15 protein-coding genes and 1 pseudogene are annotated in these 22081 nt (G+C 62.2%); 8 read left to right on the top strand and 8 right to left on the bottom strand.

Annotated elements, in window-relative coordinates; genetic code table 11:
- Positions 1-3: 3 nt before the first annotated feature.
- Both PspR76_RS19595 and PspR76_RS19590 read right to left on the bottom strand, forming a co-directional pair.
- A complete protein-coding gene (locus tag PspR76_RS19595) occupies positions 4-777 on the bottom strand; it encodes a glucose 1-dehydrogenase (protein ID WP_159957935.1) in 774 nt (257 codons plus the stop codon).
- Between the two features lie 20 nt (positions 778-797).
- Positions 798-2150 carry a GntP family permease gene (locus tag PspR76_RS19590; protein WP_159957933.1) on the bottom strand — a complete coding sequence of 451 codons (1353 nt, stop codon included), beginning with the start codon at positions 2148-2150 and terminating at the stop codon, positions 798-800.
- A 142-nt stretch (positions 2151-2292) separates the two neighbouring features.
- Between PspR76_RS19590 and PspR76_RS19585 the strand changes: the two genes are divergently transcribed.
- From PspR76_RS19585 to PspR76_RS19565, 5 genes are all read left to right on the top strand, one after another.
- On the top strand, positions 2293-3165 hold the full coding sequence (locus PspR76_RS19585; protein WP_159957931.1) for a LysR family transcriptional regulator: 873 nt from the start codon (positions 2293-2295) through the stop codon (positions 3163-3165).
- Positions 3166-3270: 105 nt separating this feature from the next.
- A complete protein-coding gene (locus PspR76_RS19580) occupies positions 3271-3903 on the top strand; it encodes a glutathione S-transferase family protein (protein WP_159957929.1) in 633 nt (210 codons plus the stop codon).
- A gap of 16 nt (positions 3904-3919) precedes the next feature.
- The gene (locus PspR76_RS19575) at positions 3920-4840 is read left to right on the top strand and encodes a LysR family transcriptional regulator (protein WP_159957927.1); all 921 of its coding nucleotides are present in this window, start codon (positions 3920-3922) and stop codon (positions 4838-4840) included.
- A complete protein-coding gene (locus PspR76_RS19570; RefSeq protein ID WP_159957925.1) occupies positions 4840-5724 on the top strand; it encodes a LysR family transcriptional regulator in 885 nt (294 codons plus the stop codon). The genes PspR76_RS19575 and PspR76_RS19570 overlap by 1 nt, the downstream gene beginning before the upstream one ends.
- Before the next feature lie 79 nt (positions 5725-5803).
- Positions 5804-6739: a pyridoxamine 5'-phosphate oxidase family protein gene (locus PspR76_RS19565; protein ID WP_159957923.1), complete on the top strand. Its 936-nt coding sequence runs from the start codon at positions 5804-5806 to the stop codon at positions 6737-6739.
- Positions 6740-6840: 101 nt separating this feature from the next.
- On the opposite strand, the gene adeC is transcribed toward PspR76_RS19565, so the two are convergent.
- Both adeC and PspR76_RS19555 read right to left on the bottom strand, forming a co-directional pair.
- Positions 6841-8262: an AdeC/AdeK/OprM family multidrug efflux complex outer membrane factor gene (adeC, locus tag PspR76_RS19560; protein ID WP_159961539.1), complete on the bottom strand. Its 1422-nt coding sequence runs from the start codon at positions 8260-8262 to the stop codon at positions 6841-6843.
- On the bottom strand, positions 8262-9056 hold the full coding sequence (locus PspR76_RS19555; protein ID WP_159957921.1) for a helix-turn-helix transcriptional regulator: 795 nt from the start codon (positions 9054-9056) through the stop codon (positions 8262-8264). Before PspR76_RS19555 ends, adeC begins: the two co-directional genes overlap by 1 nt.
- 490 nt (positions 9057-9546) lie before the next feature.
- On the opposite strand from PspR76_RS19555, the gene PspR76_RS19550 reads away from it, so the two are divergent.
- A complete protein-coding gene (locus tag PspR76_RS19550) occupies positions 9547-15816 on the top strand; it encodes a non-ribosomal peptide synthetase (RefSeq protein WP_159957919.1) in 6270 nt (2089 codons plus the stop codon).
- A gap of 194 nt (positions 15817-16010) precedes the next feature.
- On the opposite strand, the gene PspR76_RS19545 is transcribed toward PspR76_RS19550, so the two are convergent.
- Positions 16011-16319, bottom strand: a complete 309-nt coding sequence (locus PspR76_RS19545; RefSeq protein ID WP_159957917.1) for a DUF6124 family protein — start codon at positions 16317-16319, stop codon at positions 16011-16013.
- A 493-nt stretch (positions 16320-16812) separates the two neighbouring features.
- Between PspR76_RS19545 and PspR76_RS19540 the strand changes: the two genes are divergently transcribed.
- Together PspR76_RS19540 and PspR76_RS31695 are read left to right on the top strand one after the other, a co-directional pair.
- On the top strand, positions 16813-17760 hold the full coding sequence (locus tag PspR76_RS19540; protein WP_159957915.1) for a hypothetical protein: 948 nt from the start codon (positions 16813-16815) through the stop codon (positions 17758-17760).
- A gap of 34 nt (positions 17761-17794) precedes the next feature.
- A pseudogene (locus PspR76_RS31695) lies at positions 17795-17896 on the top strand (ABC transporter ATP-binding protein); the annotation flags it as partial.
- A 21-nt stretch (positions 17897-17917) separates the two neighbouring features.
- Here PspR76_RS31695 and PspR76_RS19535 read toward each other — a convergent pair.
- The 3 genes from PspR76_RS19535 to PspR76_RS19525 form a co-directional block, all read right to left on the bottom strand.
- On the bottom strand, positions 17918-19435 hold the full coding sequence (locus tag PspR76_RS19535; RefSeq protein WP_159957913.1) for an ArnT family glycosyltransferase: 1518 nt from the start codon (positions 19433-19435) through the stop codon (positions 17918-17920).
- 26 nt (positions 19436-19461) lie between these two features.
- The gene (gene arnT, locus PspR76_RS19530) at positions 19462-21117 is read right to left on the bottom strand and encodes a lipid IV(A) 4-amino-4-deoxy-L-arabinosyltransferase (protein ID WP_159957911.1); all 1656 of its coding nucleotides are present in this window, start codon (positions 21115-21117) and stop codon (positions 19462-19464) included.
- Positions 21118-21303: 186 nt separating this feature from the next.
- Positions 21304-21978, bottom strand: a complete 675-nt coding sequence (locus tag PspR76_RS19525) for a histidine phosphatase family protein (RefSeq protein ID WP_174245643.1) — start codon at positions 21976-21978, stop codon at positions 21304-21306.
- Between the last annotated feature and the right edge of the window lie 103 nt (positions 21979-22081).

Raw genomic sequence — 22081 nt, 5'->3', positions numbered from 1 at the left:
GGATTACAGCGACGCGGTGATGCCACCGTCGACGTACAGGATATGGCCATTGACGAAGCTGGCGGCGTCGCTGGCGAGGAACACGGCGGCACCGGCCAGCTCGGCCACGTCGCCCCAACGGCGGCTCGGCGTGCGTTGCACCAGCCAGTCGCTGAACTCGGGGTTGGCCACCAGGTTGGCGTTCAGTTCGGTCTTGAAGTAGCCAGGGCCGATACCGTTGACCGTCAACCCGTGCGGGCCCCAGTCGATGGCCATGCCCTTGGTGAGCATTTTCAACGCGCCCTTGCTGGCCGCATACGGCGCAATGCCTGGGCGGCCCAGTTCACTTTGTACCGAACAGATGTTGATGATGCGCCCACGCTTGCGCGGGATCATCGCCCGCGCCACCGCCTGGCCGACCAGAAACGCGCTGTCGAGGTTAGTGCTGATCAGCTCGCGCCAGTGCTGCTCGCTGTAGTCCTCCAGTGGGCCACGGCGCTGCATGCCGGCGTTGTTAACGAGGATTTCCAGCGCGCCAAGGCGTTCTTCGATATCGGCCACGGCAGCCTGGATCGCCGCGCTGTCGGTCACGTCAAACGCCTGGGTGTGCACCTCCAGCCCTTCGGCGGCGAGCAGTGCCGCCGCATCGCGCAAGGTGCTGCGGTTGCGCCCGTTAAGCACCACCCGCGCACCGGCCTGGGCCAGGCCACGGGCAATCGCCAGGCCGATACCGGCGCTGGAACCGGTGACCAGCGCGAGCCGGCCATCGAGGCGGAAGTTGTTTAAAACGCTTTGCATGGGCTACCTCTCCTAACGCTTCACACCACCAACGACAGCAGCATGATGAACCCCAGCGCACTGAAGGAAAGCACAGTCTCCATCAGCGTCCAGGTCTTGAAAGTTTCGACGACGGTCATGTTGAAGTACTGCTTCACCAGCCAGAAACCGGCGTCATTGACGTGCGACAGCACCAGGGAACCGGCGCCGGTGGCGAGCACCAGCAGCTCGCGGTTCACACCCGGCATCAAGCCGATCACTGGCGCGACAATCCCCGCGCCGGTGATGGTCGCCACGGTGGCCGAGCCGGTGGCCACGCGAATCACCGCCGCCACCAGCCACGCGAGCAGGATCGGCGAGATCTCGGCGCGCACCGCCATATGCCCGATTACATCCCCCACACCGCTGGCCACCAGCATCTGCTTGAAGCCGCCGCCAGCGCCGACGATCAGCACAATGGCGGCGGTCGGGGCCAGGCTCGAATCCAACAGCTTGCTCAGCTGTTCACGCGAGAAACCACGGGCTGCCCCAAAGGTATAGAACGCCAGCAGCAATGCTGCGAGCAGCGCGGTGATCGGGTGGCCGATAAAGTCCAGCCACACGCGGAACACGCTGTCGGCAGCGAAGGCCACGTCGGCAAAGGTCTTGAGCAGCATCAGCACCACCGGCAGCAGGATGGTGGTGACGGTGATGCCAAAGCCCGGCAGGTTGTCGCCCGAGGATTCCTTGGCCAACTGCTCCATCAGTTCCGGCGAGGCCTGGCCGGGTACGTAGCGTGAAATCAGGTTGCCGAACAGCGGCCCGGCGATCACTGCCGTGGGCAGGCCGACAATCAACCCGTAGAAAATCGTCTTGCCGATGTCCGCGCCAAAAATCCCGATGGCCAACAGTGGCCCCGGATGCGGCGGCACCAGCCCATGCACCACCGACAACCCGGCGAGCAGCGGCATGCCGACCTTGATCAGCGACAACCCGGTGCGCCGCGCGACGATAAATACCAGCGGAATCAGCAGCACAAAACCAATTTCGAAAAACAGCGGTATGCCCACCAGAAACGCCGAGAACATCATCGCCCAGTGCACGCGTTGCTTGCCGAACGCACGAATCAAGGTGCGCGCGATCTGGTCGGCGCCGCCGGAGTCGGCCATCAACTTGCCGAGCATGGTGCCCAGGCCAAGGATGATGCCGACAAACCCCAATACGCCGCCGAAACCGTCCTGGAACGACTTCATCACCTTGTCCACCGGCATGCCGGACGTCAGGCCGAGAAAGCCTGCGGCCACGGTCAGCGCAACAAAAGGGTGAACCTTTAAATGGGTGATCAACAATATCAATCCGACAATCGTGACCAGCGCATCGAGTAGCAGATAAGTGTCGTTAGCCATGCCGAGCATGGTGCCTCCTTGTTCTCATTGTTATAGGCCAAGCCCTGCCATATCGTGTATGACGGTGACTTACTTCACCGCAGCGGCGCTCCAGCGTCCAATTTTCATTTGTGATCGGGTGATCATTTTTAGTGATTACCGAGGGAGTTCGATGGAGTTAAAGCACTTGCGCGCCTTTGTGGTGCTCGCTGAAACCCTGCACTTCGGCCGGGCGGCGGCGCAGCTGTCGATCGTGCAACCGGCGCTGAGCATGCAGATCAAGCTGCTCGAAAGTGGCCTGGGCGTGCGCCTGCTGGATCGCAATCGCCATTCGGTGACCTTGACCGACGCTGGGCGTGCCTTCTTGCCCGAGGCCCAGGCCACCTTGCACCAGGCAGCAAAGGCGGCGGATGCGGCGCGGGCTTCCAGCCGTGGCGAAATCGGCCGGGTGCGCCTGGGGTTTGTGTCTTCGGTGCTGCCGCAACTGTTGCCGCAGTTGATCCGCGCGGTGCACCAGCGGTATCCGCGTATCGAATTGGAACTCAAGGACATGCCCGGCCCCGACCAAGCCGCTGCGTTGAAAAACGGCCTGCTGGATTTCGGCCTGATGCGCCTGCCGGCTGCCCATCCCGGCGTGCAGACCCGCGCGGTGTTGCGCGAAAGTTTTTGCGTGGCGCTGCCGATCGAGCATCCCTTGGCCGCCCAGGAAACTATCCAACCCACGGATCTGCTCAACGTGCCGGTGTACATCCTCGCGCGGCGTTATGCGCCGGGGTTCTATGACGAATTCATCCACGTGCTGGGCATCACCCTGGACATCGCCTCGGAACTGGGTGAGTTCACCACCATGCTCGCGCTGGTTTCTGCCGGGTTGGGCGTTGGTGTGTTGCCGCAGCAGGCCGCGCGTGCGCTGCCGGCCAACTGCGTGTCGCGGCACCTGGAGTTGGGCGCATTTGAGGCCAGTACCGGGCTGGCCTGGACCGAGCTGGACAGCGCGGTGAAGACCACCTTGTTCAACCTGATCGTGGAATTGTTTGGCGAGTGATTGTTTCATTCGCTGAAATACTGGATTGTAAATCCTGGTGATTCCATCGATCAGTGCAGCGGTAGAACATGCGTGGCGTCGATAACCCACTGTTTGGAGCCTTGCATGTCCCAGCCCCTGATCAAACTCTATGGTTTCCCGCTGTCCGGCCACTCCCACCGGGTTCAGCTGATGTTGTCGCTGCTGGGCCTGCCCAGTGAATTTATCCTGGTCGACCTCAAGCAAGGCGCGCAGAAAGCGCCTGAATTTGTCGCCACCCTCAACAGTTTCGGCCAGGTGCCGGTGATTGACGACAATGGCACCGTGTTGGCCGATTCCAATGCGATCCTGGTGTACCTCGCGAACACCTACGGTGACCGCCAATGGCTGCCGAGTGACCCTGTCGGCCAGGCGCGTGTGCAACGCTGGCTGTCGGCTGCGGCCGGGCAACTCCACGCCGGGCCGGCTGCCGCGCGATTGGCCGTGGTGTTTGGCGCCGAGGTCGATACCGTCACCGCCATCAACCGCTCGCATGCGCTGTTGAAGGTGGTGGAACAACAATTGAGCCACAGCCGCTTCCTGGCCAGCGAACAGCCGAGCATCGCCGACGTCGCGTTCTACACCTACGTGGCCCATGCGCCGGAAGGCAATGTGTCGCTGGCCGACTACCCTCAGGTACGCGCCTGGCTCGCCAGCATCGAGGCCCTGCCGGGCTTCGTCGGCATGCCGCGCACGGCGGTGGGGCTGCAATCACAGTAACGAGCGAGAGGCGCCGATGGACCGATTTCATGAGATGCAGGTGTTTCTCGCGGTGGCCGAGGAGCAAGGCTTCGCTGCCGCGGCGCGGCGCCTGAAAACCTCGCCGCCCAGCGTGACTCGGGCCATCGCCGCGATGGAGCAGCGCATCGGTACCCAGTTGCTGGCGCGCACTACTCGCAGCCTGCACCTGACCGAAGCCGGCCAGCGTTATCTGGACGATTGCCGGCGCATCCTCGCCGAACTGGATGAGGCCGAAGAAGCGGCGGCGGGCAGCTATTCGATTCCGTGTGGTCACCTGACGCTGACCGCGCCGGTGCTGTTTGGCGAATTGTATGTGGCGCCGGTGCTGGGCGATTACCTGGACCGTTTCCCCCAGGTGAGCATCAACGCCTTGCTGGTCGACCGCGTGGTGAACATGGTCGATGAAGGCGTGGACGTGGCCGTGCGCATCGGCCATCTGCAGGCACCGGGGCAGCAGGCGATCAAGGTCGGCGAAGTGCGCCGCGTGGTGTGCGCGGCGCCCGGTTATCTCGACCAGCATGGGCGGCCGTCGCGGCCCGAGCAATTGCGGCAAGCGAAAATCGTCACCTCGTCCTCCAGCCAGTTAGTCAGTGAGTGGCGGTTTGTCGATGGCGACCAGCCACTGACCGTGCCCATCGAACCGCGTTTAGTGGTGACGGCCAACAATGCGGCGATCAACCTCGCGCGTCTGGGCTGGGGCGTGACGCGGGTGCTGTCCTATCAGGTCGCCGCGTCGGTGGCGGCGGGCGAGTTGGAGATTGTGCTTGAGGCGTTCGAGCCGGCACCGCTGCCGATCCAGGTGGTGTTCCAGCAGAGTGGCCGCGTACCGGCCAAGGTCCACACCTTGGTCGACTTCCTCACCCATCGCCTCGGGCAGGACGCGGCCCTGAACCCGTCGATGAAACGGCGCAGCTGATGGAGCGTTATCGCGACATGCAGCTGTTTGCGGCATTGGCCGGGCAACCGAGCCTGGCCTCGGCGGCGCGTGACGCGCACGTTTCCGGCCCAACCCTGGTGCGCGCGATTGCCCGTCTGGAGGCACGCCTGCGCGTAGCATTGCTGCAACGCAGTACGCGGGGTGTGTGCCTGACCGATGCCGGCAACGCCTACCTGATCGACTGCGTGCGCTTGCTGGCGGCTGTGGACGCTGCCGAAGCCTCGGCCAACGGCTTGCATGTGCAGCCCCAGGGCAACCTGCGGGTATTTCTGCCGTGGCTGTTCAGCCGCTATGTGATGGCGCCGGTGTTGGCCGGTTATATGGACCGTTACCCCGACGTGCGCCTCGTCGCGCACTATCACGACTATTACCCCAACCTGCATGAAGAAGGGCTGGACGTGGCCGTTCTCGTCGGTGAACTGCCCAGCTCGTCATTGATTGCGCGCCCGGTCGGGCAGGTGCGGCATAGGCTCTGCGCAAGCCCCGGCTACCTTGCGGCCCACGGCGAACCCCGGCACCCGGACGACCTCAGACAGCACCACTTGATCGCCAGCGCCGATCAGGTGCACTGGGATTTTCAGCACGGCCACCTGAAGGCGCGCGCACGCCTCAGTTGCACCACGGTGCAAGGCGCGATCAATGCCGCGGTACAGGGCGCAGGGATCATTCGGTGCCAGAGCTACCCGGTTCACCAACACCTGCTGAGCGGCCAGTTGTGCCGGGTGTTGCCCGCGTTTGAGCCGCCGCCATTGCCGGTGCATGTGGTCTACCGTGAAGGCCGCCATGCGCCGATGCGCGTGCGCAGTTTTGTCGACCACTGTGTGGCGGCGCTGCGTGAACATCCGGCATTTCAGCTGGCGTAACAGTCGATTGCCAAACCTGGGCATTCTCTCGATGCGGGGCAGGGCATAGCCTCCACACATCTAACTTGAGGTGATCGCCATGAACCTGATCGAACAGTCCCCGTGGCATGCCGGTGAACGGCAGATGCAGGAAAGTGCCGGTGTCGCCGAGCGCATGGCGGTGGTCGGGACCAAGGTGATTCGTGATCATTTGCCCGAACAGCACCGGGATTTCTACCCGTTGTTGCCGTACCTGCTGCTCGGTGTGGTGGATGCGCAGGGCATTCCCTGGGCAACCTTGCTGGAAGGCGCGCCGGGGTTTGCCCATTCGCCGGACCCGCAGACGTTGCAGATCGACAGCCTGCCGTCCAAAGCCGATCCGGCGCTGGCGGCCTTGCACAGCGGCGCGTCCGTGGGCCTGCTCGGCATCGACCTCAACACCCGCCGCCGCAACCGCATGAACGGCCGCATCGGCAGCCTGGATCATGAGGGGTTTTCGGTCGACGTGGTGCACACATTCGGCAACTGCCCCAAGTACATTCAGCTGCGGCCCGTCGATGCAATCGCGCGCAAACCTGGCACCCAGGCCGAGCACTTGAACGGCCTGGACGAGGCTGCGCAAACCATGATTCGCAACGCCGACACCTTCTTCGTCGCCAGCTTCGTGGACGTGGCGGGCGAACGCTCGGTGGACGTTTCTCACCGTGGCGGCAACATTGGGTTTGTACGCGTCGAAGGTAACGTGCTGACCATCCCGGACTTTGCCGGCAACCTGTTCTTCAACACCTTGGGCAACCTGTCGGCCAACCCGGTGGCGGGGTTGTTGTTTATCGATTTCGAGTCGGGTGACGTGCTGCAGATTGCCGGGCACACGTCGCTGATCCTCAGCGGCCCTGAAGTGGCGAAGTTTGAAGGGGCGCAGCGGTTGTGGACGGTGACGGTCGAGCACGTGGTACGCCGCCCGGCGGCGTTGGCGTTGCGCTGGCAGTTTGCCGAGTTTTCGCCGTTCAGCCTGGCGATGGGCAATTGGCAATGATTTAGGGAGCTGCCGGATTCTTTGTGGCAAGCCTGCTCGCCACAACAAGCCTGCTAACCACAACAAGCCAGCTCCCACATTTGGGTTTCATTACATTCAGGTCAGCGTCTTGCCAGCACCGGCGCATTCTCCCAAGCCCCGCCCAGCGCCGTGTACAGATTCACCTCCGCCACCAACTGCGCCAGCCGATCGACAATCAGCGCCTGCTGCGAGCTGAACAGCGAGCGCTGCGCATCGAGGAACGTCAGGTTGCTGTCGACGCCGCTGCGATAGCGGTGTTGGGCCAAATCGTAATAGGCCTGGTTGGCCGCGACAAAATCTCGCTGCGCCTCAAGCTGGTCGTTGAAGGTCTGGCGGGCGGCGAGGCCGTCGGCGACTTCCTGGAAGGCGGTCTGGATCGACTTTTCGTACTGCGCCACGCTGATATCTTTTTGCAGTTTGGCGTAGTCCAGGCTCGCACGCAGGCTGCCGGCGTTGAAGATCGGCAGGTTGATCTGCGGCTGGAAGGTCCAGGTGCCCGAGCCGCCCTTGAACAATCCCGACAGCTCCTTGCTGGTGCTGCCGGCGTTGGCCGTGAGGGTGACCGACGGAAAGAACGCCGCACGGGCCGCGCCGATATTGGCGTTGGCGGCCTGCAATTGGTATTCGGCCTGGAGGATATCCGGGCGACGCTGCAGCAGGTCCGACGGCAGGCCTGCGGGCACGCGCGCCACCAGGTCATCGGCGAGCGGGCGTGCCGGCAGGTTTTCATCCACTGGGCCGCCCACCAGCAGGGCGAGGTTGTTCAGGTCCTGGGCGACTTGGCGTTCATAGCGAGCCACGCTGGCGCGCGTGCTTTCCACCGCCGTGCGCGCTTGCACCACGTCCAGCGCCGAGGCTTTGCCCGCGCTTTTGCTGCGGCTGGTCAGTTGCCAGCTGTGGTCGTTGGCCACCAGGGTTTGCTGTGCCAGGGCCAGCAGTTCCTGGTCGGCGCGCCAGGTCAGGTAGGCATTGGCGACATTGGCCACCAGGCTCAATTGCGTGCTGCGCCGGGCTTCTTCGGTGCTGAAATACGTCAGCAGCGCCTGTTCGCTGAGGCTGCGCACACGGCCGAACAAGTCCAGCTCATACGCGCTGAGCCCCAAGGTGGCAGAGTAGTTGGAGGTAATCGCAGACTTGCCGGTGCCGGTCACATCCCCCGGCACCTTCTGGCGTTTGCCGGCGCCGGTGGCGGACACCGCCGGGAACAGGTCCGCACGCTGGATGCGGTATTGCGCCTGGAAGGCCTCGACGTTCAACGCGGCTACTCGCAGGTCGCGGTTATTCACCAGCGCATGGCCAATCAACTGCTGCAATGCCGGGTCGTGAAACAGCTGCTGCCAGTCGGGCGTCGCCGCCACCGCACCGGTTTGCGCCAGGCGGTAGACGCCGTCTTGAGGGAACTGCGCCGGTACAGGCGCGGCGGGCCGTTGGTAGTCGGGGATCAGCGAGCAACCGCTGAGTATCCACGCCATGCTGACGCCAGTGAGCATGCATTTGTTCATCAGGCGCCAACCATCCATTTGGCCAAACCATGACGGCCACTCACGCCCAACTTGGCGGCGGCGCGCTTGAGGTAGGTTTCAATCGAGCTGTTTTTCACGCTGAGTTTTTCCGCCATTTGCGGCACGGTGCCGCCGGTCAACAGGCCCAGGCAGACTTCCTGCTCCCGCGCCGACAAGGTGACGTCGCTCAGGGACAGACGCTTGTAGAACTCGCGCTGCAACTGCGATTGCTCCAGTTGGCTGTGCACCGGCTCGGCCTCCGGGTGCGGCGCCTGGCGCAGCAACTGCGCGTGCCGCTCCATCAGCGGTAACAGAGTGTCTGACAGGCACTTGAGAAACGACAACTCGGCCAGGGAAAATCCCTGTTGCGTCGGTGGGCGGTAGAACGAAATCACGCAGCGACGATTGCCCTGGCGCGATACCAGGTTGCACTGGTGTGAACTGCCCAGCGGGTGTGCGCTGTCGGCCTTGGCCTTCATCTGGATCAGCAGCGGGTCTTGCATGCGCAGCATTTGCCGCAGCAGCGGGTGGTCTTTCAGCGGGTGCAGGGTTTGCGGCGCAGACAGGTCCTTCTTCAGCCCGGCGCTGCCCAGCAGCTTGATCTCGCGCACGCTGTCGCGCAGTTCATCGAGGGTCCATTCACTGAGGTCCACGAGGTGGATAGGCACCCACTTGTCCACCAGGTGCAGCATGCTCGCGGCGAAGTTCTGGTGGCCGCTGTTTGAAATCAACTCGCCCATTTCAGCGTAGAAATGCGGGCTTTTGGCAGTGCCAATACTACGGGTCAGACTCATAGCCATCTCATCCTTGATGTCGAAAACCGTCAACGGGCGCCCTGGGTCTGCGTGGGGCGGTCCGTGTTCCTTGAACGTAACTCGGCGTTCGAAAGGTCATTTAGCCATAGCGATTTATCCTACGTATGTAGCGGAAACGAGGGACACAACCTGCCATAAAAACCACGTCATTAATTCGACGTTTCTGACGGCGTATTCCGGCCACGAAACGCAGTCATGGATTTTTAGAATTTATTAAGTGTTTGATAATAAAAAGAAAAATAAATTTTTTAAAAACTTTTATGCGTTATGGCAGCGGTCATCTATAGCCAATTTCCTACAGCCATTTAATCGTTTCAGCAATGAACCATCAGCCAAGCCCGTTTCCGTCCCGTCAGGTGTCCGGGTTTCGGGTGACAGACACGCCCGGACCCCCATGCTCAAATCCGGCAATTTCGGCGTATTGGGCCAGCGTGAGCGGCCAGTGCCTGACACCCATGAGAAGGATCTTATGAAGTATTCCTCAAGCTTGCCGGCCAGCTTCCCCCTCACCGCCGCTCAACAAGACATCTGGCTCGACCAGCTGCGCGTGGGCGATTCGCCGCTGTACAACATTGGCGGTTATGTCGATTTCGCCGGTGCCGTGGACCCAGGCTTGATCCAGCGCGCCGTGGAGCGGTTGGTGGCCAAGCACGATGCGTTGCGCACCCAACTGCACACCGATGCCGAGGGCTTGGCGCGGCAAACCTTCGATGCTGAATGGATGGTGGAGGTGGTGCAGCACGACTTTTCCAGGCTGCCCGACCCGCAGGCCGCGACCCAGGCGTTGATGCAGGCGCAAATGGCGCAGCCTTACGCCATGACCGGCGAGCCGCTGTTCAGGTTTTTCCTGGTCAAGCTCGATGACGATCACTACCGCCTCGGCACCCAGGCCCACCACCTGATCCTCGACGGCTGGGGCTTCGGCCAGATGCTGCAGTCCTTGGCGCGCCTCTACACCGACCTGCAACACGGCCGAGAATCGGAGCCGCAGGCGCCTTCCTATATCGACTTTATCGACACCGACCAGCGCTACCAGCATTCGGCACGTTACGCGCGCGACCGCGCCTACTGGCTGGACAAATACCAGCAGCTGCCCGAGCCATTGCTGACGCCGCGCCACAATGCGCAGGCGCCGAGCAACACCCTCGTGCAGGCGTTCCCGGTGGCGCTGCTCAACCGCATGGAGCAAGTCGCCAACCGTTATCAGGCCTCGGCCTTCCATGTATTGCTGGCCGCGATGTATGTGTATTTCACCCGCACCAGCCAGCGTGACGAGTGGGTGGTGGGGCTGCCGATTCTTAACCGTTCCAACGCGCGTTTTCGCTCTACTGTGGGCCTGTTCACCCAGGTCAGCGCGGTGCGTTTGCAGTTCAGCGAGCAGCTGTCGTTCAGCGCCCTGGTGCGCGGTGTGCGTGACCAGCTCAAGCAGGATTTCCGCCACCAGCGTTTTCCCCTGAGCGAGATGAACCGCGAATTGGGCCTGCGCCGCACCGGTCGAGGGCAGTTGTTCGACCTGTCGGTGTCCTATGAGCAGGATGACCACGACCTGCGTTACGGCCAGGTGCAGGCGCGGGCGATCAAGGTGTCCAACCACCATGAGCCGCTGCCGATTGCCATCCACCTGCGCAGCAACCGTTACCAGGACACCGCGTGCCTGCATTGCGTCTACAACGAAGCGTACTTTCAGCACGACGAAGTGCAGGCGTTGGCGCAGCGCTTCACCTGGCTACTGGAACAGGGCCTGGAAAATACCGCGCTGGCAGTCGGTGAGTTCTCGCTGGTGACACCTGCCGAACAGGCCCAACTGCAGCAGTGGAATGCCACCGCGCAGCCGACTGCCACACTGCAAACCCTGCATGGGCGTATCGAGGCGCAGGCCGCGCGCACACCGGATGCCGTGGCGGCGGTGCACCAGGGCCGGCAACTGACCTACGCCCAACTCGATCAACAGGCCAATGCCTTGGCCCTGCAACTCTTGGAACACGGTGTGCAGCCGGATGACCGGGTGGCAATTGTGGCCCGGCGCGGCCTGGAGACCTTGGTGGGGCTGTTGGCGATTCTCAAGTCCGGCGGCTGCTATGTGCCGGTAGACCCGGCCCATCCTGCCGAACGCCTGCATTACCTGTTGCACGACAGTGCGCCGGTGGCGGTGTTGACCCAGCAGGATTTACTCCACCGTTTGCCTGCGCTGGACGTGCCGCTGATTCGGCTCGACCAGCCGACCATTCACCACGCTGGCAGCCCGCGCGTGGCGGTCACGCCGTCGAACCTGGCTTATGTGATCTACACCTCCGGCTCCACCGGCCTGCCCAAGGGCGTGATGGTCGAACACCACAGCGTGTCGAACCTGGTGGACTGGCACTGCCAGGCCTTCAACCTGCACGCGGGCAGCCACACCGCCAGCGTGGCGGGGTTCGGTTTTGATGCGATGGCCTGGGAAGTCTGGCCTGCGCTGTGTGTGGGCGCGACACTGCACTTGCCACCGGCCCACGATGGCCCGGAAGACATCGACGCGCTGCTGGGCTGGTGGCGCGCGCAGCCGTTGGACGTGTGCTTCCTGCCGACCCCGGTGGCCGAGTACGCCTTCAGCCAGCGCCTGGAACACCCGACGTTGCGCACCTTGCTGATCGGCGGCGACCGCCTGCGCGCCTTCAGCCGCGCGCAAACATTTGACGTCATCAACAACTATGGCCCCACCGAAGCCACGGTGGTCGCGACTTCCGGGCGGGTCAAGGTCGGCGCGCCGCTGCACATCGGCGCGCCGATCGCCAATGCCACGGTCTACTTGCTGGATCAACAACAACGCCGGGTGCCCATCGGTGTGGCGGGGGAGTTGTACGTCGGTGGCAAGGGCGTGGCGCGCGGTTACCTGAATCGCCCCGACCTGAGCGCCGAACGTTTCCTTGATGATCCCTTCAGCCAGGGGCGCATGTACCGCACCGGCGACCTGGCGCGCCTGTTGCCAAACGGCAATCTTGAATACCTGGGCCGCAACGACGACCAGGTGAAAATCCGTGGCGTGCGAATCGAACTGGGCGAGATCGAATCCGCGCTGGCCAGCCATCCGGCGGTCAAAGAGGCCGTGGTGCAGTTTCGCGAAGGGCAGTTACTCGCCTGGTTTATCCAGCAGCACAGTGTCGATATCGAAACCCTGCGCGCCCACCTGCAAGCCTCGTTGCCGGATTACATGCTGCCGGTGGCCTATGTGAAGATGGACGTGATGCCCCTCACCGCCAACGGCAAACTCGACCGCAAGGCCCTGCCTGAACCCACGCATCAGGCCTTTGTCACGCGCCTGTTCGAGGCGCCGCGTGAGGGCGTGGAAACCACCCTGGCGCAGATCTGGACCGAGCTGCTGCAGGTCCAGCCAATCGGCCGGCACGATCATTTTTTCGAACTGGGCGGGCATTCGCTGCTGGCCGTGCAACTGGTGCAACGCATGCGCCAGGCCGGGTTGCGTGCCGACGTGCAGGTGTTGTTCAGCCAGCCGACCCTGGCGGCGTTGGCGGCAGCGAGCGTCGGCAGCGACGTGCAGGTACCGGCCAATCGCATCCCGACCGCTTGCACGCAGATCACCCCGGATATGCTCGCGCTGGCCGAGCTCGATCAACCCAGCCTTGAGCGCATCGTCGCGGGCATCCCCGGCGGGGCGGCTAATGTGCAGGAAATCTACCCGCTGGCGCCGTTGCAGGAAGGCTTGCTGTACCACCACATCACCGATGAACGTGATCCGTACCAGCAGCACGCGATGTTCAGTTTTGCCAGCCGCGAGCAGGTGGATGCGTTTGCCCTGGCGCTGCAACAGGTGATCAACCGCCACGATATCCTGCGCACCAGCCTGGTGTGGGATGCCCTTGAGCAGCCGATGCAAGTGGTGTGGCGCCAAGCGCAGTTGCGGCTTGAGCGGCTGCGCGAACCGGCTGCACCGCTGGACTTGCGCCAGGCGCCGTTGATGGCCCTGGACTACGCCGAAGAGCCGCACAACCGGCGCTGGGTCGCTCGCTTGCGCTTTCATCATTTGGTCAACGACGCCACCTCGACCACGGTGCTGGTGGACGAAATCCGCGCCCATCTGCTCGGCCAACAGGCGCAACTGCCGGTGCCGGTGCCGTATCGCAACGTGGTCGCACAGAGCCGTTCGCCGCAACGTCTGGCGGCCCATGAAGCCTTCTTCCGTGAGCGCCTGGCGGATGTCGACGAGCCAACCCTGGCGTTCGGTTTACAGGAGCGCCAGGCGGATCGGGCTGAAATCGAAGCCTTCGACCAGCCGCTCAGCGACGCGCTCAACCAACGCCTGCGGGCGCAGGCGCGTGCCCTTGGGGTCAGCGCGGCAAGCCTGTTTCACCTGGCCTGGGCGCAGGTGCTCAGCCGCGTCGCGGGCCGCGATGACGTGGTGTTCGGCACCGTGCTGCTCGGCCGTTTGCAGGCCGGCGAGGGCGCCGACCGCGCTTTGGGTATGTTCATCAACACCTTGCCGCTGCGCCTGCGCCTGGCCGGGCAAACCGTACTCGCTGCACTCAATGACACCCACGCCCAACTCAGCGCCTTGCTCGCCCATGAACAGGCCTCGCTCGCGTTGGCGCAGCGTTGCAGCGGTGCGTCGCCGCTGTTCAACAGCCTGCTCAACTACCGTCACACCAGCGCCGACGCCGACGTTAACCTGGTGCCGGGCATCGCCTTGCTCAGCAGTGAAGACATTCTCAGCTACCCGCTGATGCTCACGGTGGACGACGTGGCCAGCGGTTTTCGGCTCAAGGCCAAGGCGCCACGCAAGGTCGGCGCGCAGCGCCTGTTGAGCTACCTCGACACGGCCTTGTATGGCCTGGCGCATGCACTTGAGCACGCACCGGGCACGCCATTGCGCGACGTGCAGGTGCTGCCTGCCAGCGAATTGCAACGCTTGTTGGTGGACTTCAACGCCACCGCCACCGACTACCCCGACACCCTTCCCGTACAGGCCTTGTTCGAAGCCCATGCGCGGCATATTCCGCATGCCATCGCGGTGCAAGCGGGCGAGCGGCAACTGACGTATCGCGAACTCAACGAGCGTGCCAACCAGCTGGCCTTCCACCTGCGCGAGCGCGGCGTGCAGCCGGATTCGCGGGTGGCGCTGTGCGTCGAACGTGGGCTGGATCTGGTGGTGGGGTTGCTGGCGATTCTGAAGGCGGGCGGCGCCTATGTGCCGCTCGACCCAGGCTACCCGCGCGAGCGCCTGGCCTACATGCTTAACGACAGCCAGCCGGTGGCGCTGCTGGTGCACGCCGCCACGCGCGACCTGCCGGGCGAGGTGTCGATGCCGGTGATCGATTTTGACCACAATGCCTGGAGCCAGGCGCCTGTCGGCAATCCTTCGGTGCCCGGTTTGAGCATGGCCAACCTGGCCTACGTGATGTACACCTCCGGGTCCACCGGCACGCCCAAAGGCGTGATGATCGAACATCGCGGCCTGGGCAATCTCATGCACTGGGGTTCACAGCTTTGCCCGAATGCCGAAGGCGGCGCGTTGTTGCAACGTGCGCCGTTCAGCTTCGATGGCTCGGTGTGGGAGCTGTTCTGGCCGCTGGCCAACGGCATGCGCCTGGTGCTCGCACGGCCTGACGGGCACCGTGAACCGGCGTATCTGGCGCAGGTGATTCGCGAGCAGCAGATCACCGTGATCAAGTTCGTACCGGCGATGTTGCAGCAGTTCCTCGAACTGGAGGCGTCAGCCTTGTGCACCAGCCTCACCGACGTGCTCTGCGGCGGCGGCGAACTCACCGAAGCCCTGGCCCGTGGCGTGCAGGCGCGTTTGCCCAAGGTGCGCTTGCATAACGTCTACGGCCCCACCGAAGCCACGGTCGACAGCAGCGCCTGGACCCTGGAACCCGGTGAACCGGTGCCGACCCTGCAACTGCCGATTGGTCGGGCGATCAACAACACGCGCCTGTATGTGCTGGATGAGCACGACGCGCCGGTGCCGTTCGGCGTCAGCGGGCAGTTGCATATTGGCGGTGTGGGCGTGGCCCGTGGGTATTTGGGCCTGGAGCAGATGACCGCCGAACGGTTTATCGACAGCCCGTTTGTGGCCGGTGACCGGCTGTATCGCACCGGCGACCTGGTGCGCTACCTGCCCGATGGCAACCTTGAGTTCCTGGGGCGCAATGACTTCCAGGTCAAGCTGCGTGGCGTGCGCCTGGAGTTGGGCGAAATTGAATCACGCCTGGCGGCGCACCCGGCCTTGCGTGAAGTGGCGGTGCTGATTCGTGATGAGCGTTTGGTCGCGTACTTCACCTTGCGCGGGCCAGCGCCGGGCCTGGACGCCTTGCGCGCCCACGTGCTGGAGCAATTGCCGGAGTACATGGTGCCGGCGGCCTTTGTGCAGCTTGACGTACTGCCGCTCAACCCTGCCGGCAAGCTGGACCGCAAGGCACTGCCTGCGCCTGGGTTGGAGTCGGTGGTCAGCCGTGCTTATGAAGCGCCGGTGGGGGAGGTGGAAACCTTGATGTCCGGGATTTGGGCCGAGGTGTTGAAGCTGGAGCGGGTAGGGCGCCACGACCATTTCTTCGAGCTGGGCGGGCATTCGTTGCTGGCGGTGAATGTGGTGGCGCGCATGCGCAAGGCGGGGTTGGAGGTGGATGCGCGAACCTTGTTCAGCCAGCCGACCCTGGCGCAACTTGCGGCGTGTACCGCGACACAAGTGCAGCGTGTGGAAGTGCCCCAGACCGCCATTCCCCAACTTAACCGCCGCCGGCGTATCTGAAGCCTGGTCACGAGTGCAAAAGCACAGCAGAACACCCGCTGGCTGATGTACCGAGATCCAAATGTGGGAGCGGCGGTGCGACGATTCGACTTGCTCGCGAAGGCGGTATGTCAGTCAGCTCATGTGTAACTGACCCACCGTATTCGCGAGCAAGTCGAATCGTCGCACCGCCGCTCCCACAGGTTTAACAGCGTTTAGGCCGCTGTCTTTGCCGGTTTCAGATACTCGATGGAACGATCCACCGTGGTCTTGGCAACCTCCAGCAAATGCCACACCGCCAGAATCTTTTCTCGTTGGGGGCTCGCCAACTGTTCACCACAATCCAGTGCCGTGGCCGAAGCACTGTGCAGCAAGCTGGCGGTATAGAGCAGCGCGTCTTCGAAGCTCAGGTCTTCTTTAACGCTGTGAACACCTTCAGAGGGCAAGTAATGGTCGATGGCGCGGTTGAATGCGGCACGGTCTTTTGCGGGATTGAGCGGGGGATTGGGCGTAACTTTTTTCATTGAGTAGCTCCTGATTAAGTCAGAAGCCGGCCCGGTCGCGACTAAACGAATGGGTGGCGGCTGTACGCAGGTTAGTCGACCGGCTAATCAGGAGAATCCGGCGCACCCGAAGGCGCCCTGCGCACAGCCACCATAAAACCTCATGGAGGACGATGCGCCTGATTAAGAATCCGGGCGACTAAACCCGATCACTGATGAGCAGTGACGGACCGCAGACTAGCCACCGATTCCAGCAGGCACAAGGCGGCAGGGATTGTCTAGGAAACGTCCTGCAATTAAAAGGGACGCAGCTTGCTGGCCCTTTACAAACCATGACCAAATGCCATGACCGTCATGATGCACGATGGTGAATGACTAACGGCACATAAGGAACATTCCGTCAGAGACAGGCACCAGCATCGTACAGCCAGCGGAACCACTTTCCTGCCATAACCCAATAGGAGACACGGCGTACCTGTTCGGGCGCCCTTAAACATTTAGTCAGCAGGTGCCTATGTCCTTCCCCATTGGTTTTCAACGTCCTAGTATTTTCCCGGATGCTCATAAAAACAGCCAAGCCACTGAGCAAAAACCAACATTCACCCCTGATGGGAACCCCGTTCGTACAGTGTCTACCCACTCGCCAATGCCGCCGGCATTGCGAGGTGAAATGAACACGTCGCACCTGCCTGCGCGCGGAGAAACCAGGCCTGTGGATGATCGACGTTCCGCATCGCAGATCTCCGACAACAACCCCATCTTGAACGTAGGAATACTCGAGGAGAAATGGGGCAGGGGAGCGCTAGGTCACGCGCGCTGGGAAGCCTTGATCGATGGCCTGAAGCAACAGGTGGGTGACTTTACCCCTGCCAATACAGACCCTGAATCGCGTAATGAGGCCATGTTTCGCTTGGCGCGTGTGGTTAACTACATTGATCACGATCCGGGCGTTGAAAGGATCAGAAACCATTCTGTCGGGGATGGTTTTTTGGACGCTATCGGCTCTGACGATTCTTCTTCCGAGGTGGGCCGCCTGGAGGCGTTCAGTCAGCAGGGTTATTCCGCGCTGGAGGAGGTTTTCAACGGTCGAGTGAGGGGCGACTACCGCACAGTGGAAGAAATTACAGCTGGCCCTTTGTTCAAGGTGCTTCCCGCGGCCCTGAGTGATAAAGAACTGATCGCTTTCAAGGCGAAAATAGGTGGAGATTGGGAAAGCCCCGAGTTCCCCGCAGACCGCAGAGCTGAACTTGCTGCTAATGCAGAGCGAGTCCTGCAAATCATTGACAGAAAAGGTGGCAAAGAATCGACCGCCGGTAACGGCAAGATAGATGGCCTGAAAGGTCGGGCTTTCTTGCTTCCTGAACACTTTCAATCGAACTTCGCTTCCACGTTGCCGGGCTCTGAAGCGCGCCGGTTGGTACAGTTCGCCAATCATGGTTTTCCCGCTTTGCACCAACAATAATAGTGCGCTACGGGCGGTGGCTTTGACAGCCACCGTTGTGCATTGCGATGACTTTTACATGCTCAGCCAGCAGCAATTCAACCGCTTCACAGATGCGCAGAGCTTTATTCACGCGGCAAGCCTGCCAAGCATTTAAAGCAGGCGCTGTCAGGTGCTGTCATTTACCCGATGGCACAAACGCCACGCTGCCGCTTGTACGCTTCTGGAACATCCGCTCGCCATTATCCGGCTGCGTGGTGATCACCTTGTGATCCGCCCCCAGATAGGCCAGCGGCGTAGGGTCTTCCTTGGAATACTGCGCGACGATAATGGTGTGCTGCGGGTCGAAGCCTTGGCCGCTGGTTTTCTGTAGCCAGGCCATCAGCGCGGCGCTGTCGCCCTGGCGGGGGTAGTCCTGGGTTTCGCTCACGTAGTAGAACGGCTTGCCGCCATTTTGCAGGTACATCGGCAGCTTGTTGTCGACTTCCACCAGCACCATTTGCCACTGGTTCCACGGCGCACTTTTGACGGCTTCGGCTTGCACGTCTTCAGCGAAGCGGGTCACGCCGCCGTTGCCGGTGGTCCAGGGATAGATCACTCCGAGTACCAGCAGCAACGCGCCGGCGGTAAGGCCGAAACCTTTTTGCCAGCGTGGCCAACTGGCCGGGTTTTTCTGCAGGCGTTCACTCAGCCACCAGGCGGCCAGCAACTGGGCGAACGGCACCAGCGGTAACACGTAATAACTGCGACGGCTGCCACTGGCGGTGAAGAACACAAACAGCATGCCCAGGCCCCACACCAGCCAGCGTACGTTGGGTGGCGTTTGGCGCCAGTGACGCAGCGCCAACCACAAGCCGAGCAGCCAGCACGGCGCCCAGGGCAGGGTGTAGGCGGGCAGGTAGATCAGGTAGGTGTAGATCGGCCCCATGTGGTCGAAGGGGTCGAAAAAGCGCACGACGTTTTCCTTGAACACCAGTTCAAGCCCGCTCTCGCCGTAAGTGGGTGCGCCATACAGGTGGGAGAGCACGAAGGGGATCGAATAGAACGCCGCCGCAATCAGCATCGCCGCCAACAGGCGCAGGTTGAGGTGGCGCTTGTAGCGGTGTTCGCTGAGCAGGTGCGGCAACAACACCAGGCCGGGCAGCACGAAGCCGATCAAGCCTTTGAACAACGAGGTGGCCGCCAACAGCAGGAAAAATACCGTGTAGCGCCCCAGCCGGGTGTCATCCGGGCCGCGCCAATACCACCACACCGCCGCCAGCACGCCACACACGGTCAGCACGTCGGCGGTGGCCACGCGCGCCCAGAACAGAAAGTAGAAGGTGGTGGCCAGCATCCAGCCGGCAATCAGCCCGGTGCCTTTGCGAAACAGACGTTCGCCGATCAGGTACACCAGCCAGATGCTCAGCCACGCCGCAATCACCGACGACAGGCGCAGCGACCACGGGCCGAGCCCGCCCAGCAGGTTGGCGAAGCCGGTGATCAGCCAGTAGGAGGGCAGGGGTTTGTCGTAGTAGGGCGCGCCCTTCAGATAGGGGTCGAAGTAGTCACCGCTCTGCAACATCTGCAAGGCGATGTTGGCCCAGCGGGTTTCCGGCCCCCACAAGTCGCGACTGCCCAGGCCCAGCAGCAGGAGTAACGCCGAGACGCCCAGCAGTAACAACAGGGCGCCGCGTTCGGTTTTCCACAAGCTCATGGGCAGTTCTCACGGCAGGCGTAACGTTAAGGAAGCTGCGGGTAGATGATCAGTAGCAGGGCGCCCTTGCGATACCGCTTGCCTCCCGGTGGCAGTTGCCCTTCTTCGCGGTGCTCGCTGGTGCTTCTGACGCGCATCAGCACACCGACCGAGCCTTGCTGGCGCGCATCGGCAAGCCATGCCTGGACGCTGTCCAGATCGACCTTGCGGTGTATCGAGTCGGCATACTTGAGGCCATAGCGCAGTTCGCCCTCGGTGTCGTAAAACGCCACTTCAGGACGGCGCAGGCGCCAGGACAAGGCGGATGCCGAGCCCAACTCATTGCTGATCAGAGCATGGGTTTGTTGCAATTCATCCATGTGTTCAAGCACGAACTGATCGGGCATTTCGGTATCGGTGATCATCTCCGGCATGCCGGCCGGCAACAGCGCCACCAGCAGACCAATGCCCAGGGCCGGCATTGCCCACAATGTCAGCGGGCGAACCGCTTGCAGCAGGTTGGCCAGGATCCAGAACAACAGCACGATAAAGGCCAGCGACAGGCTGAACATCTCGGCGTGGCTGTGCCCGTACATCGGGTTGCTGATTTGCAGGTAGATCAGCCCCACCATTGCCACCAGGCCGATCACGGTGTTGACCAGGCCGTTGATGAGGATCGCGCGCGGCTTGCCGTGTTTGATCAGCTCGACCAGCGCATGGCCCATCAGCAACGCCAATGGCAGCAGGCACGGCATGATATAGGTGGGCAGCTTGCCGTTGCTCAGGCTGAAAAAAAACAGTGGCAACAGCAGCCATAGGGCCAGGAACACAATCGACGGTTGGCCTTTGTCTTTCCAGGCCTTGAGCACGGTGCTGGGCAGCAGCGCGGCCCACGGCAGGCACGCCACCACCATGATCGGCAGAAAGAACCACCAGGCCCGCGCGTGCTGGGCATTGTCGGAGGAGAAGCGGCGGATATGCTCGTGCCAGAAGAAGAACCGCCAGTAGTCCGGTTCCTGCAGATGAATCGCCCACACCCACGGCAGGCAAAGCAGCACCGCCACGCCAATCGCCAGCGGGCCGTAGCGCAGCAACTCGCCCAGGCGGCGCTGCCATAGCATGTACGGCACGGCGATCAGCACCGGTAACAGCCAGGCCAGAAAACCCTTGGTCATAAAGCCCATGGCGCACGCCACGCCCAGCATTGCCCAGGCGCCCAGCCGGCCACGCGGTGTGCGGCTGTCCAACGCAAACCACAGCGCGACCAGGCTGAGGTTGACCCACAAGGTGAACTGCGGGTCGAGGTTGGAGTAGCCCGCTTGGCCGGCCACCAGCCCGAAACTCATGTAGAGCAGGGCGCAGGCGAAGCTCTTGCGTGGGTCGTTCCACAGGCGGCGTGCGATCAGGTAGGCCAGCACCACGCTCAGGCCGGTGGTCAGGGCCGAGGCGATGCGTACGCCGAACAGGTTTTCACCAAATACCGCCTGCCCAAGGGCAATCAGCCAATAGCCGGCGGCGGGTTTTTCGAAATAGCGCACACCCATGAAATGCGGTGCGACCCAGTTGCCGCTCAGGAGCATTTCCTGGCTGATCTGGGCGTAGCGGGTCTCATCCGGGATCCACAAACCGTGCAGGCCCATGGGCAGTAAATAAAACACGGCGAAGGCGAGTAGCAGCAGTGGCAGGGGTTTCAAACGGGTCATGAAAACGTCGCTCCTTGACGTTTAGTGGTTGAGAAGTGGTGTAAGCAAGTAGGAGTTATAAGAATCACAACGTTCACTAAGTCGATGAAAGTATTCATGACATCCAAAAATAGCGGGTGCTACGAAACATGCCAGAACGGGCCTGTCGTATTCCTGAACATGCGCCGGGATAGATGTAAAAAATTGTTAGAGCTTTTTCATTACGGCGGCCCACGCCTGGCTGTTCATGATGCCCAGGGTCTCGAATTTGCCGTTTGCCTTGACCCGCACGAACAGGGCGCTGCCGTATTCGGAAAACTTGGAGTGGGGGAAACCCAGGCTCTTTTCGAAGTCAGCGATACAGCCACTGTGGGTGACAAAGACAAGGTTGCGCCCAGGCTGTTTGTGGCTGAGCAGTTCGTCGCCCATGGCCTTGCCGCAGATTGCCTGTTGGCCGGAGGTCAGCTCGGCTTTACCGAACATGAATTGCAAGGTTTGGGCGGTGCGAAGGGCAGGGCTGGCGAGCACGTCGGTGCCGTCCATGCCGAGTTTGATGAAGGCTTTGCCCAGCTCTTGTGCGCGTTGGGTGCCGACCACTGTCAGGCCTTCAGGTGCGCCGAAGCAAGGGTTCGCCGAGCGATCGCAGCGCTCTTCATGGCGTACCAGTACGATCAAATCACCATCGCGCCAGCTGGGTAAAACTTGCGATGTCAGCAAGCGATTGCCGATGCCCAGGTCACGTGGCGATGACGGCCACAGCAGGAAACCGGTGAGCAGCAAGGCGATGATGGCAAGGCCTGCGCCCCACTTTCGCAACCGCTTGATAGAGGCCCGGCGCGAGCGCGGTTTGGTCAAGGTAAGGTCAACCACATCATTCACCATGGGCACTGTCGGAGCAGTGTTTTATTTAAGTAGGCGCAATGCATTGACGAATGCCCGTCGTGGAGTAGGAGACTGTCACAGGGCTGCTGTCTTTTCGCTGAAC

The organism is Pseudomonas sp. R76, from assembly GCF_009834565.1.
GTDB lineage: Bacteria > Pseudomonadota > Gammaproteobacteria > Pseudomonadales > Pseudomonadaceae > Aquipseudomonas.
The sequence above is the reverse complement of the archived record's forward strand: the minus strand, read 5'-3'. Positions and strand labels throughout refer to the sequence as shown.

Coding starts and splice junctions, on each gene's coding strand:
- PspR76_RS19540 (WP_159957915.1), top strand. CDS start 16,813: ATGTCCTTCCCCATTGGTTTTCAACGTCCTAGTATTTTCCCGGATGCT.
- PspR76_RS19585 (WP_159957931.1), top strand. CDS start 2,293: ATGGAGTTAAAGCACTTGCGCGCCTTTGTGGTGCTCGCTGAAACCCTG.
- PspR76_RS19590 (WP_159957933.1), bottom strand. CDS start 2,150: ATGCTCGGCATGGCTAACGACACTTATCTGCTACTCGATGCGCTGGTC.
- PspR76_RS19575 (WP_159957927.1), top strand. CDS start 3,920: ATGGACCGATTTCATGAGATGCAGGTGTTTCTCGCGGTGGCCGAGGAG.
- PspR76_RS19570 (WP_159957925.1), top strand. CDS start 4,840: ATGGAGCGTTATCGCGACATGCAGCTGTTTGCGGCATTGGCCGGGCAA.
- PspR76_RS19550 (WP_159957919.1), top strand. CDS start 9,547: ATGAAGTATTCCTCAAGCTTGCCGGCCAGCTTCCCCCTCACCGCCGCT.
- PspR76_RS19580 (WP_159957929.1), top strand. CDS start 3,271: ATGTCCCAGCCCCTGATCAAACTCTATGGTTTCCCGCTGTCCGGCCAC.
- adeC (WP_159961539.1), bottom strand. CDS start 8,262: ATGAACAAATGCATGCTCACTGGCGTCAGCATGGCGTGGATACTCAGC.
- arnT (WP_159957911.1), bottom strand. CDS start 21,117: ATGACCCGTTTGAAACCCCTGCCACTGCTGCTACTCGCCTTCGCCGTG.
- PspR76_RS19555 (WP_159957921.1), bottom strand. CDS start 9,056: ATGAGTCTGACCCGTAGTATTGGCACTGCCAAAAGCCCGCATTTCTAC.
- PspR76_RS19595 (WP_159957935.1), bottom strand. CDS start 777: ATGCAAAGCGTTTTAAACAACTTCCGCCTCGATGGCCGGCTCGCGCTG.
- PspR76_RS19525 (WP_174245643.1), bottom strand. CDS start 21,978: ATGGTGAATGATGTGGTTGACCTTACCTTGACCAAACCGCGCTCGCGC.
- PspR76_RS19565 (WP_159957923.1), top strand. CDS start 5,804: ATGAACCTGATCGAACAGTCCCCGTGGCATGCCGGTGAACGGCAGATG.
- PspR76_RS19535 (WP_159957913.1), bottom strand. CDS start 19,435: ATGAGCTTGTGGAAAACCGAACGCGGCGCCCTGTTGTTACTGCTGGGC.
- PspR76_RS19545 (WP_159957917.1), bottom strand. CDS start 16,319: ATGAAAAAAGTTACGCCCAATCCCCCGCTCAATCCCGCAAAAGACCGT.